Origin of the sequence: Nonlabens sp. MB-3u-79 (assembly GCF_002831625.1) — a bacterium.
In the GTDB taxonomy this organism is placed as follows: domain Bacteria; phylum Bacteroidota; class Bacteroidia; order Flavobacteriales; family Flavobacteriaceae; genus Nonlabens.
Genome location: NZ_CP025116.1, coordinates 1,676,131 through 1,694,338 on the forward strand (window position 1 = coordinate 1,676,131; position 18,208 = coordinate 1,694,338).

At 38.0% G+C, this 18,208-nt stretch carries 10 protein-coding genes; 5 read left to right on the plus strand and 5 right to left on the minus strand.

Annotation, left to right across the window (positions count from 1 at the left end):
* Positions 1 to 65 precede the first annotated feature (65 nt).
* From CW736_RS07495 to ctlX, 4 genes are all read left to right on the plus strand, one after another.
* Positions 66 to 5,294 (plus strand): reprolysin-like metallopeptidase, encoded by a 5,229-nt coding sequence (locus CW736_RS07495; protein WP_101013367.1) that lies wholly within the window; start codon positions 66 to 68, stop codon positions 5,292 to 5,294.
* Positions 5,295 to 5,555: 261 nt separating this feature from the next.
* The gene (locus CW736_RS07500; RefSeq protein ID WP_101013368.1) at positions 5,556 to 6,842 is read left to right on the plus strand and encodes a citrate synthase; all 1,287 of its coding nucleotides are present in this window, start codon (positions 5,556 to 5,558) and stop codon (positions 6,840 to 6,842) included.
* Between the two features lie 162 nt (positions 6,843 to 7,004).
* Positions 7,005 to 7,925, plus strand: coding sequence for a dimethylarginine dimethylaminohydrolase family protein (locus tag CW736_RS07505; RefSeq protein ID WP_101013369.1), 921 nt, complete (start codon positions 7,005 to 7,007; stop codon positions 7,923 to 7,925).
* Positions 7,926 to 8,855, plus strand: a complete 930-nt coding sequence (ctlX, locus tag CW736_RS07510; protein WP_101013370.1) for a citrulline utilization hydrolase CtlX — start codon at positions 7,926 to 7,928, stop codon at positions 8,853 to 8,855.
* An 87-nt stretch (positions 8,856 to 8,942) separates the two neighbouring features.
* On the opposite strand, the gene CW736_RS07515 is transcribed toward ctlX, so the two are convergent.
* The 4 genes from CW736_RS07515 to CW736_RS07530 form a co-directional block, all read right to left on the minus strand.
* Positions 8,943 to 10,370, minus strand: coding sequence for an SDR family oxidoreductase (locus CW736_RS07515; protein ID WP_101013371.1), 1,428 nt, complete (start codon positions 10,368 to 10,370; stop codon positions 8,943 to 8,945).
* Between the two features lie 115 nt (positions 10,371 to 10,485).
* Positions 10,486 to 14,091, minus strand: a complete 3,606-nt coding sequence (locus tag CW736_RS07520) for an ABC transporter permease/M1 family aminopeptidase (protein ID WP_232735311.1) — start codon at positions 14,089 to 14,091, stop codon at positions 10,486 to 10,488.
* A 74-nt stretch (positions 14,092 to 14,165) separates the two neighbouring features.
* Positions 14,166 to 15,065, minus strand: coding sequence for an ABC transporter ATP-binding protein (locus CW736_RS07525; RefSeq protein WP_101013373.1), 900 nt, complete (start codon positions 15,063 to 15,065; stop codon positions 14,166 to 14,168).
* Positions 15,066 to 15,268: 203 nt separating this feature from the next.
* Complete coding sequence (locus tag CW736_RS07530; RefSeq protein ID WP_101013374.1) at positions 15,269 to 15,694, minus strand: hypothetical protein; 426 nt, start codon at positions 15,692 to 15,694, stop codon at positions 15,269 to 15,271.
* Between the two features lie 124 nt (positions 15,695 to 15,818).
* Here CW736_RS07530 and argS point away from each other — a divergent pair, with 124 nt between their 5' ends.
* Positions 15,819 to 17,603 (plus strand): arginine--tRNA ligase, encoded by a 1,785-nt coding sequence (gene argS, locus CW736_RS07535; protein WP_101013375.1) that lies wholly within the window; start codon positions 15,819 to 15,821, stop codon positions 17,601 to 17,603.
* Between the two features lie 277 nt (positions 17,604 to 17,880).
* On the opposite strand, the gene CW736_RS07540 is transcribed toward argS, so the two are convergent.
* A complete protein-coding gene (locus tag CW736_RS07540; RefSeq protein WP_157810900.1) occupies positions 17,881 to 18,045 on the minus strand; it encodes a Lacal_2735 family protein in 165 nt (54 codons plus the stop codon).
* Positions 18,046 to 18,208 lie beyond the last annotated feature (163 nt).

Consider the following 18,208-nt stretch of genomic DNA (forward strand, 5'->3'; position numbering starts at 1 on the left):
TATAGTAGTGAATTTTAAAACAAGGTTAAAGTGTCGTTTATTTATGTCTTCAAAAACTCTTTCAGATGATTCGAATTCTATTTTTTACTTGTTTTTTATTATTATCCTTTTTAAATACCGCCCAAGTTATATGGGAAACAGCTGATCGACAAGAGGTAGCAAAAATACCTTCTGAAGAAAGGCTTATTCAACCGCATACATTTAACCTAGTTAAAATTAACCCACAAGCCTTAAGCGATAAGTTAGTAGCTGCTCCAAATCGCTTTTCTGGATCAAATGGGATTGCCATAGACTTTCCTGCTGGAAATGACACCTTTGAAACTTTCAGCGTTTACAACTCAGGAACCGTTTCAGAGGAATTACAAGCTCAATACCCAAACATAAAGTCTTATGTAGGGAAAAGCCAGCAAAACCCATTAAATACCATTTATTTTACCATTACTCCTCAAGGCTTTAGAGGTTTAATTACGGGAGAGAAAATTATTTATATGGACCCTTATGCTAAGAGTGTTCCTAATATTATCATGTCTTACGATCGCAAAGATCTTTCTAGAGCAGCTGATGATGATTTCAGTTGTGGGGTAGATGATAGCTTGGATTTATTAAATAAATCTTCGTTTACAGGAATGGAGACTAAAGCTTTTAGAGATAGACAATTTAGAACTTATAGATTAGCAGTAGCAGCTACGGGCGAATATACGGCCTACCACGACGATGGTAATGCAGGAAATGGTAATGCAGTAGCTGACGCTATTGCTGGTATAGTAACTACAATTACTAGAGTCAACTCTGTATTTGAAAAAGAGATGTCTATTAGATTCACTCTGGTAGGTAATAACGGTAGCTTAATTTATACTAATTCAAATACAGATCCATATGACAACTATAGCGGTGGTCAAATGATAGGAGTAAACACTTCTACAATTAATGGTCAAATAGGTAGTGGAGCTTATGATATAGGTCATGTGTTCTCAACCGGTGGTGGAGGAGTTGCAAGCTCATCTAGATGTAGTAATTTCAATAAAGGAAGAGGGGTGACTGGTATTGTAACTCCAGAGTTTGATCCTTTTGATATAGATTATGTATCTCATGAGATAGGCCACCAGTTTGGTGCTTCTCATACCTTTTACAATGGATGTTTTGGAGGATCCCCTTCTAGCAGTCCCTATGAAACTGGAAGTGCTTCTACCATTATGGGCTATGCAGGTATTTGTGCTCCTAATGTACAAGATAATTCTGATGCTTATTTTCATGCGATTAGTTTGCAACAGATGCATGCTACAATGGCATCAGATACATGTGACGATCAGATTTCACTAGGCTCTAATAACCCTACAGCTCCTGATGCACAAAATTTAGTAGAGAAATTCATGCCTATATCTACTCCTTTTAAGTTAACTGCAATTTCTAGTGTAGCTCCTGATGCTGGCGAGGTTTATACCTATCGCTGGGATCAATTGGATACTGGTGCTGCCGCAGCAACTGGAGCGACACAGCCTCCGGTAAGTTCTAATACTATTGGACCTATGTTTCGATCTATTTTTGCAACTACTGATCCTACCAGATATTTTCCTAATCTTGAGGAAGTGTTGAATGGAGATGATGATATATGGGAAACACTTTCTACAGTAACTAGAGAGATGACTTTTGTTTCTACTATTTATGACAACAACATTAATGGAGGGCAAACAGATCAAGCAGAAGTAATCGTAAAACCTAATACAGCTGCAGGTCCGTTTGTAGTGAATACACCAGTGGGTACTGATGTGTGGCATGAAGGAGAGACGAAAACAGTTACATGGGATGTTGCAAACACCAACCAGCCGGCCTTAGCAGAGCAAGTAAATGTAAAATTATCACTAGATGGTGGATATACTTATCCTATAATGTTAGCTAGTAATGTAACTAACTCAGGTTCTAGGAATGTTACCATACCTACAGGAGCTAAAACTGCTAATGCTAGAATCATGGTTGAAGCTGTTGGTAATTACTTTTATAATGTAAACAACGGAAACTTTGAGATCAAAGAAGGTACCTTTGAATTAACAGCTACAAGTGATGATTTCTCCGTTTGTCAGCCTAGTGACGGCGCTACTACTTTTGAATACAATGCAGCACCTGATTTTAATGAAACAGTTACTTTTAGTGCCGTAGGTTTGCCAGCAGGTTTGACAGCTAGCTTTACACCAAGTTCTACCACTACCGATGCTACAGTGAGTATTAGTATTTCTGGTACGGCAGGCGTAGCTGCTGATCAGTATGATTTTAGTGTGGAAGGACAGTCTACATCGGTGACCATATCTAAAAACTTTACTTTTAAATTATTTGATAATGCAGTAGGAGAAGTACTCCAAGTAGCTCCAGTAAATGGGGCGGCAAACCAAGTAGCCAACCCTTTACTCCAATGGGATGATCTGGCCAGTGCCTCTAGTTATTTAATAGAAATCTCAGAGAACAGTGATTTTTCAATTATCACGGAGTCCAATACTGTTTCTTTTCAAAACACCTACCAGCCAACGACATTGGTTCATAGTACAATCTACTATTGGAGAGTGACGCCTTCTAATGATTGTAACGCGGGATCAGCTGCGTCCATTAGTTTATTTCAAACAGCCCAAGATGTTTGTATCACCTATGACAATGAGACCTATGTGAATACTGCGCAACCGGCAAATAGACAAGACGAATGGAATACCAGTATCAACGCAGTTGCAGCAAAAGTCGTAGTTACCGATGATATTGAAGTCACTAATCTCAGTTTTTACATGCGAGCAACTCACGGGGATACGGGGCATATTAAAATGCAGTTGAGTGCTCCTACAGGTAGGTTTGCTGAAGTATACAACAGAGAGTGTGCAAGCGGAGTTAATTTTAATTTAACGGTAAGTGATCAGGGAACTCAAAATTTTGGTTGTGCACCTGGATATACAGGAGCTTTAACTGGTAATCAACGACCTGGTCAAGCATTTACCAGGTTTAATGATGCTAGTGCTTTAGGAGAATGGGTGTTGCTCGCGACCGATAGAACATCTGGTACGGGTGGTACATTTAATGAATTTTCAGTTACCGTTTGTGGAAGGTTGCAATACGTAAATGATATTGATAATGATTTAAACCTGGGTTTAACCACCAGCTTTAACGCTACTAATGTGATTGATAATACCTCACTGAGATCAGTACAAGCAGGGTTTACTAATGCCAACTTGGTTTACGTAGTTACTAACGATGTGGACTATGGACAAATCCAGCTTAATGGAGTAGACCTAAATATAGGGGATACCTTTACTCAAGGAGATGTAGATAACAATCTCATTCAATATGTACACACTTCTTTAGAATTAGTTGCTGCTGATTCCTTTGCATATTCCGTATTAGGAAATGCTAGTACAGTTTTGCCAGGAGAAGTGTTTAATATTACAATTGAAGACCCTACACTCATCTATGATACTGGGGTTTGGACACCATTTGCTCCTCATGCTGAAACTGGAAGTTTAAATGCGCAAGTCTTATCAGGTACAGCACCTGTTGCGGCAGATGCTATTATCAACGACTTGACAGTAACTTTAGGAGTACTTTCTATAGCATCAAACGTAGTACTTACTGTGAATGGAAATCTAAGCGTAGAAGGAGAACTAGATGGTACTCAGGGTACCTTGAGATTAGAAGGAGCTACGGCTCAAAGCATAAGTGGTGCTGGTTCATTAGAATTGGATAGACTAGAGGTGAACAACGCTTCTGGAGTAAGTTTTGGTGCAGTTACCAATATCTACGATGTGTTAATGCCTCAGGCTTCTGTGCTAAACGCAAATAACAATATCGTATTTAAAAGTAATGCTACGACAACAGGGCAGTTAGATGATGCAAGTGCAGCAACTATAAACGGTAGTGTTCGAGTAGAACGTTATATTCCTGCAAAACGTGCATTTAGATTTTTGGCCTCTTCTGTAAATACAACAGCTAGTATTAGAGAAAACTGGCAAGAAAATGGAGCAGTGGTGCCGGGCTTGGGAACACATATCACAGGGCCTAGTGCAGCAAACGGTTTTGATACTACTGCATCTGGAGCCTATTCCTTATATACATTTGATAACGATAATTATACTTGGAGCGCGGTCCCTAATACAGATACAGAGCAACTTGTTATCGGAGCTCCTTTAAGGGTGATGGTAAGAGGTGACCGTACTACAGATTTAACAAACAATAATGCAACCCCATCTGTTACTACCTTAAGAGCAAGCGGTGCAGTTCACACAGGAGACTTCGTGAGATCTTATGCTACGGACAGTGGAGAGTTTGCGATGATTTCTAACCCATATCAAGCAGCTGTTGATTTTAAGAATGTTTTAAATGATATTGCTACTTCTGGTATAAATGGCAACTTCGTATATGTTTGGGATCCTACACTTAATACACGTGGCGCCTATGCAACCGTAGATATGTCAACGCTTAATGGAACTGCTATTCCATTTTCAAGTGGAGCTAATAAATTTTTACAGCCAGGCCAGTCCGTATTTGTTCCTACTACAGGAGCTTCTGGAATGACTTTTAAAGAAAGTCATAAAGCAGTTGATCAACCGCTTACTGCAGTATTCGGTGCTTATAATCAAAACTCCTTTATCACCATCTCACTAAAAGATGCCAACGCCACAGAACTGATCGATCAAGCAACTATGCAATATGACAATGGATTCAGCAATATGGTTACCCAAGAAGATGCTATAAAATTTATAAATTTAGATGAGACGCTGGCTCTCACGAGTGGTGCAGACCAATTAAGTATTGAAAGACGTCAGTTGCCAGTGGATGGTGACATCACACCTATATACCTTTCTAACTATAGAAATAACTCCTACACTATGGATCTGGAAGTTGCACTGAATGCGGGATTGACCGCCATATTAGTAGATCAAGAAAGAGGAACGCGTAGGTTATTACAAGACGGTCATAATACTGTAAGCTTTAGTGTCGGTGCCTCTGGTAGTTCAGATAATAGATTTCTAATAGAATATGCTGATAATACTTTAAGCTTAGTAGAAAACAATTTGATCAATTCTATTTCAGTTTATCCTAATCCTGTGGTGAATAATAGCTTCCAAGTGTCTAGTACTTATCTGCTAGGTAAAGAGGTGCAACTGCGCATGTACAATGCTTTAGGTCAAAAGGTTTATGAGAATGCTACTGTTTTTAATGGTACACAAACCATTACTCCTTCAGCCATTCTGAGTTCAGGTATGTACTTGTTAAAAGTTAGTACAGGAGAAGAGAGTGCTACTATACAACTTATCGTAAAATAACATTTGTTAGTTTTGGAGCTTACAAATAGCAAAACGGCGACCTTTGGGTCGCCGTTTTGTTTTTACATAGTTGCTTATCTCGCTTTCGCGAAAGCGGAATTCCGATCTTCTCTTACGAATTGCGTCGCTTTTTAAGCCTTAAATTACACTATTCGTGTATAAAAACTAAATATTTTATTAAAGTATGGAACTTCATATCCTAAAATTTATGAAAATCAATGCTTGTGCAGTATTTTCGCAAGTACAAATCCAAAATTTAACATGGCAGACAAGGCGATATTAGAGTTTGATGGCAAGAAGTATGAATTTCCTGTAATCACTGGCTCTGAAGATGAAAAGGCAATAGAAATAAAAACGTTGAGAAGTGCAACGGGTGGACTTACTACAATAGATCCTGGTTATAAAAACACAGGGAGTTGTATTAGTGCAATAACCTTTCTAAATGGAGAAGAAGGTATTCTGAGATATCGAGGTTACTCTATAGAAGAGCTAGCTGATAAAGCCGATTTCCTTGAAGTTGCCTACTTATTGATTTTTGGTGAGCTACCTACTCGAGTTGAACTAGATAAATTCCATTCGGATATTAAGGCAAAGTCTCATGTAGATGAAGATGTAAAGAAAATTCTTGATGGTTTTCCTAAGTCTGCTCACCCTATGGGAGTGCTTTCTTCATTGACCAGTGCGCTGATTGCTTTTAATCCAGCTTCTGTAAATGCAGATAGTAAAGAAGATATGTACAATGCTATCGTGAATATTATGGGTAAATTCCCTGTTCTTGTGGCATGGGCATTGAGAAAACGCACAGGACAGCCACTTGATTATGGAGACGATAGTCTAGGTTATGTAGATAACATCCTTAAAATGATGTTTAAAAAACCTAATTCTGAGTACAAAATAGATCCCGTTGTTTCCAACGCACTAAATAAATTATTAATCCTTCATGCTGATCACGAGCAAAACTGTTCTACAAGTACTGTACGTATTGTAGGTTCCTCACATGCAGGTCTTTTTGCAAGTTTAAGTGCTGGTATTTCTGCACTTTGGGGGCCACTTCACGGTGGTGCTAACCAAGCTGTTCTTGAAATGCTAGAAGCGATCAAGGTAGACGGTGGAGATACTAAGAAATACATGGCCAAAGCAAAGGATAAAAATGATCCTTTCCGTTTAATGGGATTCGGCCATAGAGTATATAAAAACTTCGATCCACGTGCTAAGATCATTAAAGTAGCAGCAGATGATGTTCTAGAACAATTAGGTGTAGACGATCCTATTCTAGAAATTGCTAAAGGACTTGAAAAAGAAGCCTTGAATGATCCTTATTTTGTAGACCGTAAATTATATCCTAACGTAGATTTCTATTCAGGTATTATTTACCGTGCTATGGGAATTCCAGTAGAGATGTTTACCGTAATGTTTGCATTAGGTCGTTTGCCGGGATGGATCGCACAATGGAAAGAAATGCGTGAAAACAAAGAGCCTATAGGAAGACCACGTCAGGTATACACTGGTGAGAATCTTAGAGCATTCAAAGACGTTTCAAATAGATAAATCGATTTTTTTTGAAATAAAGTTCACATACACAACTCCTGAAAAGCGCTGCTTTTTGGGAGTTTTTATTTGGAGTCTACATTAAAATTTTGAAGATAAATCTGTTTATTTAATTCTGCAAATTTAAAAAGAACAGGATATTTTTATTGCTAAATTCACAATATGGAAAAAATAAACCTTCATGTAACCGACGAGACCTCACGTTTGAGAAGTGTCGTTTTGGGAACCGCACGCAGTAATGGTCCGGTACCATCTGAAGAAGACGCATACGACCCTAAGTCTCGCGAACATATCATTGCGGGAACCTATCCTTCTAATGAGGATATGGTAAATGAAATGGAAGCCGTAGCTGCTGTTCTTGAAAGGTATGATGTCAGCGTCCTGAGACCAAAACAAATTGAAGATTGCAACCAGATCTTTACTAGAGATATAGGTTTTGTGATTGATAATGTGTTTGTAAAAGCAAATATTCTTCCCGATCGAGAAGAAGAACTTGATGCTATCCAGTATATAGTTGATCAAATGCATCCTGATAATGTGATAAGACCACCAGAAGAGGTACATATAGAAGGCGGTGATGTCATGTTGTATGGCGACTATATATTTGTTGGGACGTATAGAGGTAGGGACTATTCAGACCATATCATTGCGCGCACTAACGTAGAGGCTGTAGCCTGGTTAAAAGAAACCTTTCCTCATAAAAAAGTAGTAAGCTTTAACTTGCGCAAGGATAATCTGGATCCTTATAATAATGCCTTACATTTAGATTGTTGTTTCCAGCCAATAGGAGATGGCAAGTGTATCATACATAGAAATGGCTTTTTACAAGAAGAAGAATACCAGTATTTAGTAGATTTCTTTGGACGTAAAAATTGCTTTGAGATTACTCAGGAAGAGATGTATCATATGAATTCAAATATTTTTTCTATCGCACCAGATGTGGTGGTGTCAGAAAAGAATTTTACGAGATTAAACGCTTGGTTGCGCAGCCATGGAATAACCGTAGAAGAAGTTCCTTATGCAGAGATTTCCAAACAAGAAGGACTTTTGAGATGTTCTACCTTACCCTTAATTAGAGACTAGATGAGACAGATAACCGATACTATTTTAATGGTACGCCCAGTGCAGTTTCGCTCCAACGAAGAAACTGCGGTAAATAATTATTACCAAGACGGAAGGATTAAGATCCTAGATCAAAATAAAAAAGCACAAGATGAATTTGATGCTTTTGCAGCAGCCTTAGAAGAAAAAGGGATACGTGTTTTATTGGTACAAGATCAAATAGAATTTGATACCCCAGATTCCATTTTTCCGAACAACTGGATTTCTACCCATGAAAATGGAGATATAGCCTTATATCCCATGTTTGCAGAAAACAGACGTCGGGAAAGAAGACCAGATGCCATGGAATTAATGGAGGCTGAAGGTTTTCAAATCAACAACGTTATCGATTACAGCAGTGCTGAGGACGAAGGTTTCTTTCTCGAAGGTACCGGGAGCTTATTACTCGACCGAGTTAATCGCAAAGCATATTGCAGCATTTCACCAAGAGCAGATGAAGAACTGATGATCGAATTCTGTGAAGACTTTGAATACACACCAGTAATTTTCACCGCTTATCAAAGCGTAGAAGACAAACGGCTGCCTATTTATCATACCAACGTAATGATGGCTTTAGGAGAAAATTACGCAGTGATTTGCTTGGACTGTATAGATGATAAAAAAGAGGCTAAAAATGTGCTCAAACACCTTAAGGAAGACGGTAAAGAAGTGATTGTTATTACAGAAGATCAAGTCAATGCCTATGCGGGTAATATGATGCAGGTACACAATGATAAAGGCGAGCGCCTACTAGTTATGAGTGATCAAGCTTATAAGTCGCTTACAGCTTCTCAAATCGCTAAACTAGAAAAGTACAACGAGATCCTCCATCCTTCTATTGCAACTATAGAAACATTAGGCGGTGGCTCGGTAAGATGTATGATGGCTGAGGTGTTTTTACCTAAGGCATAATTTAATTTTACTCAAATACAAAAGGGGCAGAATTCATTCTGCCCCTTTTTGATAGAGCGTTGTTTTTATGCTTTATTCTTGTATTGATTATTTGCCAGTCGCAATATGCCTGATCATTCCAGAAAAAATAAAGTAATGGAATGGGAGCATAGAATACCAATACAGCCTTCCCCAAAGACCTCTTGGTCTAAAAGTAGCTGTTTGATGTACGACATTATGCTCATCGATCTCAAATTCTAGCCAAGCTTCTCCTGGCACTTTCATTTCGGCAAAAAGCAACAGTCTTTTCTCTTCTTTATCTGCCACCAACACACGCCAAAAGTCCAGCGCATCTCCAGCGTATATTTTGTCAGCATTTGTGCGACCACGTCTTAATCCTACACCTCCAAAAAGCTTGTCTACAGCACCGCGTATTTTCCATAAAAAATTAGCGTAGTAGTATCCGTTCTTGCCGCCTATGGACCAGATACGTTCCAAAGCCGCTGCAGCATCTGAGGTTTCTAGTTGCTGTGCATCTTTAAGACACCCATAGCTAGGCACCTTTTTATATTTATTGAGACTGCGCTTAAATCTGCCACTCACCATCGAGTCTTTCCAGCTGCTTACCACTTGGTTTTGCTCAATTTTTGCAAATGCCATATCCAGTGCCTCTTGATAGTCGTATAGTTCAATACCTAATCTTTCTGCCAGGTCATTTTTTGAGGCAATAACTTCTATCGCCATACTGTCGACCAGGTTTTGAGCCAATTTATAACTGGTGCTGGTTACAAAATATAGCCAATAGCTACTGAGCTTAGGAGTCATTACTGGAATGGTAAATATGTAAAGTTTTAGATCTCTATTCTCAGCATACCCGGTCATCATTTTTTTATAGGTCAGTATACTTTTCCCGCCTATATCAAAGCTCTGGTCGTAACAATCTTCTCTTCCTAAAACACCCATTAAAAAACTCATAACATTACGTATTGCAATAGGATGTGTTTTAGTGTTGACCCATTTAGGAGTAACCATTACGGGTAGTTTTTCACAAAGATCTCGCACGATCTCAAAGGAGGAGCTACCGCTACCAACAATTATCCCTGCTCGTAAAACGGTCAGATGAAAATCACCGGTATAGAGTATGTCTTCTACTCGCTTTCGCGAAAGCAAATGCTTACTTAGTTGTTCTTCATTGACAATTCCAGAAAGATAAATGACCTGTTGACAATTGGTTTGCTGAATCAGCTCCACAAAACGCTCGGCACTATCGGCTTCCATTTGATCAAAATTATCGGTACTAGAGGACATAGAGTGGATCAAATAATACGCGGCATCAATATCCTTAGGTAACACATGATCTGCAGGTGCTTTGAGAAAATCAATTTCTATAATTTCAATTTGGTCTTTGATCTCTTGAGGTACAGAGAGTCTTGCAGCACTGCGCACCGCACAAACAACCTCGTGATCCTCTTTTAATAATTCATAAAGAAGGCGTACGCCTATATAACCGTTAGCTCCTGTAAGTAATACTTTCATAATTTAAAGATACTATTCAAATAGTGTAACTAAGGTATAAGTTTGTTAAAACAAAAAACGCCATCTGAGCAGATGGCGTTTTAGACTATTGTGATATTCAAAGATAACTCTTTTACTAATTATTATTTTTTTTCTCATTCAAAAGTGAGCGGTTATCATCACTGTTTCTATCAATCAATTTGTTGTAAGGGTCTATTCCTGCCTCCACAGGTTTAGAGTCTACCACAATATCAAAAGTGTTTGAAATATCAGTTATTTTCATTTTCTTTAAATAAAGCACTTTTTCTATTCCTGTTTTTTCATCTTCTTCACCAAAAACTCCTACTTCTATATAATCAGCTAGTGGTAAGGACTGTAAGGCTCTGTTTCTTCCTTCAGGAGTAAAAGAAAGACTGTCACCAGACATATTCTTATAAACAGACTTCCCTTTCTCATCAGCTCTATACTTAGTAACTACAGCATCAATAGATACCAGATATTTGCCATCTGGTAATTCTGTATAATTCGCTTTTTTTACTTTGTTATCATATAAGGTTATGGTCTCGAACATATCGGTAATTAGATATTGCAAAGAGTCTGGCGTTACGGCTCTAATGTCATCTACAAATTCTGTAGCTACAGGATAAGGAGCACCTTTGAACTGATACTTTTCGGCAAATCTCTTAATTACATTATTGAATTTTTTCTCTCCTAGATAATCGCTCATCGCGTAAAGTACTAAAGAACCTTTTTGATAATGAATGTATTGTTGGTTTTCATTATACATCAAAGGGTTCTCCTTTATTTGCTCTACTGTTCTACCTAAAAGGTAGCCATCCATGGCAACTTTAAGAAACTTGCGCATTTGTTCTTTACCATTTGTTTTTTCTAAAACTTTAAGCGAACTATACTCCGATAGACTTTCTGATAAAAGCGTAGCCCCTTTGGCATTGGCACCTATCACTTGATGCGCCCACCACTGATGCGCTAACTCATGAGCAGTAACACTAAACGGATAATCTACATTGTCATTGTCATCATCATCTACATCTGCTATAAAGCCTATAGCTTCACTGAAAGGAATGGTGTTAGGGAATGCTTGGGCAAAGCCCCCACCAGTTCTAGGGAATTCAATGATACGCACTTGTTTGTGTTGATATGGTGTGTAGTTATCATTATAATAATCTAATCCATCCTTTAAACCATTCATCATGCGATCTACGTTATAAATGTGATCTGGATGGTAATAGATTTCAAGTTTTATTCCATTATGTTTCTCTCTTCTCACATCGTAGCGACCGCTTAAGAAAGCGTAGAAGTTCAGGATTTTAGAATCCATTTTATAATAAAAGTATTTGCGTCCATCTTCTTCCCATTCTTTCATTAGATAGCCTGGTGCAATGGCAATTTGGTCGTTTGAAGTACTCACAGTAGCCTCAAAGTCTATCCAGTCGCTATTGCCGCCTATATAATTGTTGTCTCTAGCACCTGGAGCATCGGGTTCTGGTAAGCGGTCTTTAGGAGGTAAATTGTACTTCTTACGTATTTGTGTATTGCGTATTTCGCCTTGATCGTTATAGCCTATAGAAGGAAATATGCTGTTGTTGATAAATGTTCCATTATCTACTACTGGAGAATTATTGTCAAAGAATGTATTGGGTTTGTTCTCGGTTGTAAACTTCATGATCAATGTATCACCAGGCTGCAAAGGATTTTTAAATTGATACATCCTATAATCGTAATCTTCTTGATCATAAACGATTTCAGTCTCTCTATCTAGATCAATAGTAGTAGGTCGGTCAGGATAGTTGACGTGTAATGTATCTATGGTGATATTTGTTTGATTTACAAAGGTGTATGTCGCACCAGCTTTAAAGTCTCTAGTGTCAGGAAAAACATCCATAAAGGTGTTTACTGCAACTAATCGAGGTTGAGGTGTTTTAGCAAATTTGCTTAACTCCTTTTCATAGTTGACCCTCATTTCTTCTTGTTCTTTCCCAGAGATTTGCTTGTTATCTACATTGTTTACTTTCCAGATGTAGCCACCTATTGCAAAGAATCCTATCAAAGAAACTGCTAGTATTGCTATAAGTGACTTTGATAATCTTGCTTTCGCGAAAGCGAAACGTTCCATCATATTCGTATCCATTCCACGACGGTAGAACAAGACAGAAAGTGCAAATAATGCAATACCTAATAAAAACCAATAGACTCTATAAGTAAAATAACGAGCTAATCCACTACCATAACCATTCATGTCACTAGGGCTAGGAGAACCTGCGCCTTGATTGAATATAAACTGGCTTTGTTGAACACCTATCGCACCCAATAATGGAGGAATCCCTATGGCTAGAACTAATAAAACAATTAACCCTACCCATTTGTTTTTTATTAGGGTATGAATGAGCAGCGACATTAAAATCCAAGGAATGAAATCCCATATATTTATCACATATAAATCAAAGAAGTACAAGGGCAATTCAAACTCAAAGAATCCATTATAAGACTGTATGATGATACCACTCAAAATGACAATGAGCAAAATGGTCGCTACCATAAATAGCATGGCTATAAACTTAGAGAGCAATAGGGTCCAGTTTTTAGTAGGTGTTGCATCTACCAGTTGATTGAGGTGTGCGGCTTTTGCACGGTCCATTATCAAACCACTGTATAAAAAGATCAATAAATAAGAGAAAACACTAAAAATTCCACCTGCAAATTCCAGCATCACCCATGTTTTAGGTAATATATCTGTTCCATATTGTTGTCCTGTAATCAACATAGTTAGCAATGAAAAAGCAAAGGCTACAGAGCCAATGATGATAAATGGCCATCCTATAACAATATATGAAATATCTGATTTTGCGATAATCCACGAAGTTTTAAGCTGTCCAAAAAATGATAAATCCTGCCTAGCAGTAGGCATAACCACTTTTTCTATAGTACCAAAATTCTTCTTGGTCACCCGTTGAGATTTTTTTCTAAAAAGAGATAAACTTGAAGGATTTTGAGAGAAATTGAAGCCAAATAAAACACCAGTGAATACCAGTAATGAAATCCCTAACCAGATCAAACGGTTGTATAGTAAAGTTCCTTCTACGGGAATCAATTGTGTGCTCTGTTCTTCGGGTGTCCAGTATTTGATTTGTGCATAAGTCGCGCTATCTCCCGTAGGTTCTAGCAATTCTACCCAGTAAGAGTCGTCCATAGTTGGGACGCTAGATTGAGCTGCTAATTGTAGGATGATCATGACCAGTACAAACATAAATCCTATATTCACATTTCGTAAAAAGGCGGTTATAGCAAAAACAATAGCGCCGTAGAAAAATATATTAGGAATAATGTAAACCAAGAACGGTTGCAGGTAATTCATGATCTTGAATGGACCTACTAGTTCTTCATTTGCTCCAGGCAAGTAAAATCCTATAGTAATACCTATCAAACTCGCAATAACTACTAAAATGCTCATAGTCATACCAGCGCCAAATTTGGCCAATAAATAATTCCATTTTGTCAATGGATAAGAATACAACACATTATGCATGTTATTCTTAAAATCTCGTTGTATGGTTCCACCTATTATGGACGGAATCAGTAAATAAGATAGTATAGCAAAAAAGCCCAACAAACTGTAGATTCCTACAGCACCATTAAGTTTAATGGCACTTGTTACGGTGACATTATCACTGTCAAAAACACCCACTGCAATGGCGGAAATAGTTACAGATAATAAAAAAAGCACGACTGTATATATGTAAAAAAGAGGTTGTTTAAACCAGGTTTTTAGTTCGTGTATATATATGGTAGAGAACATATTTAGGCGTTTTCTGTTTCGGCAATGAATTTATCATTGCTCAATGTGGTGAAGTAAACATCTTCTAATGATGGTTGCGCCTTTGCGAAAGCGTCACCAGGACTTGTTTCGCCATAGACACGTACATTTAATTTATTATCCTCATTGTAATTAGAAGAAATGACGTTGAAGTCTTTTTGCATTTGCTCGATAGCGTCTCTTTCTACCGTTGTTGTCCAGATTTTATCTACCAGCTCAGCCACCATTTGCTTAGGAGTTGCTTGAGCCAATATCTTCCCACCATTCAATATCGCCATGTCGGTACATAATTCCTTGACATCATCTACAATGTGGGTAGAGAAAATAACGATGTGGTTGGTTCCTATTTCCCGTAATACGTTTAGGAAACGGTGACGCTCTGCTGGATCAAGTCCTGCGGTAGGTTCATCAACAATGATTAATTGAGGGTCGTTCAATAAAAGTTGAGCGATGCCAAAACGTTGTTTCATACCTCCAGAATATCCTGCGACATGTTTGTGTTGTACATCAGTAAGGTTAGTTACTTCAAGAGCTTTGGCTACAATAGCATTGCGCTCTGATTTACTAGTGATCCCTTTTAAACTGGCAAAATAATGCAACAAATCATACGCACTCATTTTAGGATATACACCAAATTCCTGTGGCAAATAACCTAAGGTCTTTCTAAATTCAATCTTGTTGTTTAAAATGTCTAAACCATCTAAATGTATGCTGCCTGAATCAGGAGACTGTAACGTAGCAATAGTTCTCATCAGAGAAGATTTACCAGCACCGTTAGGGCCTAAGAGACCAAACATCCCTGCATTGATATCTATAGATACATCATCTAGTGCTTTTACACCATTAGGGTAGGTCTTGGATACATTCTTTAAACTAAGAATCATGTGATCGTATTTTATGGTTTGCAGGTTAGTGTCTCTTTCTATATATATGTTACACTTTTATAAGGTAAAAGTCAAAAGCAACAGCAAGCCCAAGTAGAAAATACAAATTCTAAAAGGAGGAAATTTTAGTCATTACTTTATAGAAAAGAAGAATGTATTCTTCAATTCATTAAAGGGTTTTTAATTTTTTGCATTCGGTAATTCTATAAATCATCAATAAATTCAAGCCCTTGATCTAATTTTAATTGAGATAATTTATCAAAGAACTTGTGAACCCGCTTGTGGTCTGCCTTTACTTTTACAAAGTAATTATCTCGATGAATACTGTATTCTTGAGCACGACCTTTGTATATAGTAAGTTTGTAATAGGGAATAGGCAATGCATAGGTCTCCAATAAAGACCGGAACCTAACGATTATTCCATTTTGTCTGATCTCCACATTGCAGCAGTTGATATTAATATCGAGCACCATAAGGTTGTGAATTTGTATACTGGTGCTGGTAATAAACAGCTTAGGAGAACCAGATCCTTTTAATTTCCAGCGTTCTTTTAACGTGAGAACGGCACCTACTTCTTTAGAAATTTCTCGATCAATTTTCGGATTGTTATAAGAGACGTTATGTAGCATAAAATAAAGTTATATTCTTGGACCAGTTATTATTTCAGTAAATTCAAATGGTGAATTCTATTAGTTCGTTGAATCTCAAAAGCCTTTCATAATACTTATCTTTGCGGGCTTAAATTTTTTACTTATGACGCTGTTTCAACAACTAGAAAAGGCTACGAAGGAAGCTGTAAAATCCATTTTTTCTATAGAGTTAGAACAGGTGGAGATTACGCTTACGCGAAAGGATCAAAACGGAGACTATACCATCATGGTATTTCCTATGTTGCGTCATATTAAAGGCAATCCAGCTGCGATAGGCGAGCAAATTGGAACCTATTTAAAAGAAAAAACAGACTTGATCACTGCTATCGAAGTCATTAAAGGATTCCTGAATATCAGCGTTTCCTCAACAGCCTTCTTGATAGATTTTAATCGCATACTCAACCATGAGAAGTACGGCACGACTGAAGTAGATGCTACACAACCAGGTGTGATGGTGGAATACAGTTCGCCTAATACCAACAAGCCACTTCACTTAGGACACGTTAGAAATAACTTGTTAGGTTATTCGGTAGCTAATATTATTAAGGCTACGGGTCGTAAAGTCAATAAAACACAGATCATCAACGATCGCGGTATTCATATTTGTAAATCCATGCTGGCTTGGGAGCAATATGCAAATGGAGAGACACCAGAATCTACAGGTTTAAAAGGCGATAAACTAGTTGGGAACTATTACGTTAAGTTTAATCAAGAATATAAAAAGGAAATAGCGGTACTTATTTCAAATGGTAAGACTGAAGAAGAAGCAAAGAAAGAAGCTCCTTCTTTAATAGCGGCTCAACAAATGCTTCAAAAATGGGAGCAAGGCGATGCTGAGGTAGTAGCACTTTGGGAAAAAATGAACGCATGGGTATATGATGGTTTTAAAACCACTTACCAAAATTTAGGAGTTGATTTTGATAGCTTGTATTACGAGAGTGACACCTACTTATTAGGTAAAGACGTCGTTCAACAAGGACTGGATAAAGGCGTGTTTGAAAAAGACCCGGATGGATCGGTATGGATCGATCTTACTGAAGATGGACTGGATCGTAAAATAGTATTGCGCAGTGATGGCACCTCCGTTTATATGACACAAGATATAGGAACTGCTATACAGCGCGTAAAAGATCACGACATCAATTCTATGGTGTATACCGTAGGTAACGAGCAGGATTATCACTTTAAAGTACTCTTTCTTATCCTAAAGAAACTAGGTTTTGATTGGGCAGAGAACTTGTACCACCTGAGTTATGGAATGGTAGAGCTTCCATCTGGAAAAATGAAGTCCAGGGAAGGAACTGTAGTTGATGCCGACGAGTTGATGGAAGAAATGACGTCCACTGCTAAAGCCATTGCACTAGAACAAGGTAAGCTAGAAGGGCTTTCTGAACAGGAGAAAGAACGACTCTACGACATGATCGGTTTAGGAGCTTTAAAGTACTTTATGCTGAAAGTGGATCCTAAGAGAAGCATGTTGTTTGATCCAGTGGAATCCGTAGATTTTCAAGGGAATACTGGCCCTTTTATTCAATATACGCATGCGCGTATCAAATCTATTTTACAGAAAACCGGATTTGATTCGACTAAATTAAATAGCGCAACCAATTTAGAATTGACCGATAAGGACACGGCAGTAATCATGTCTTTACAACAGTTTCCAGAAGTGATTCAGAGCGCAGCAGATAAATACAGTCCAGCACTAGTAGCAAATTATGTATACGAACTGGTCAAAGAATTCAATTCCTTTTATCAAAATGTACCCAAAATTGTAGAAGAAGAAAACGCCGACTTAAAGCAATTCCGTTTGTTGTTGTGTTATAAAACGGCAGCGGTTGTAAAAAGCGCTTGTGCCTTATTGGGAATCGAAGTTCCTGAGCAAATGTAAGACAGTCTTTGAGTGGTGAGTCCTTGAGTAGTGAGCTGTGAGTTGCTGAGTCCTTGAGCTGATGAGCGGTGAGCTGTGAGTCGTGAGCTTTGAGTTTGTGAGTGGGGAGTCTTTACAGGACAAACTTCTGTAATACCATAGGTTGGTCCTTCCAGAAAATTCAGAGCACATTTCTTAATGCTAGCAAAGTGGCAGCAGTGAAATTTGTCTGTCATCCATTATGGATGGAGACAGCTTTCTAATGGAAATTGAGAATTGAAAACAGCGACTGAAAATTTTAGTTCAGCGCATCCATTTTCTTAGCAATTACGTCAGCTGCAGCATAGGCTTTATCACTTGCCGTGCGATCTGAAGTAGAAAGGTCATGGTATTCTTTCATGAGTTTTTGATATTGCTCTTGCAATTTTTCCATCTCACTTTTCTTTTTAAATAATCCGAACATCGTAGTGTTTTTTAGGTAGTCGAGAAGATACCAACAACCTTCCACAAAACTTGTCATTCTAGAAAGAGTTCCAGAAAAATAGGCTGTTAGAAGTTTTAGATCAAGCACCTATTCGTCCCAAATTTGTATGGAATCCGGCATGAAAATTTACAAATACAACTGT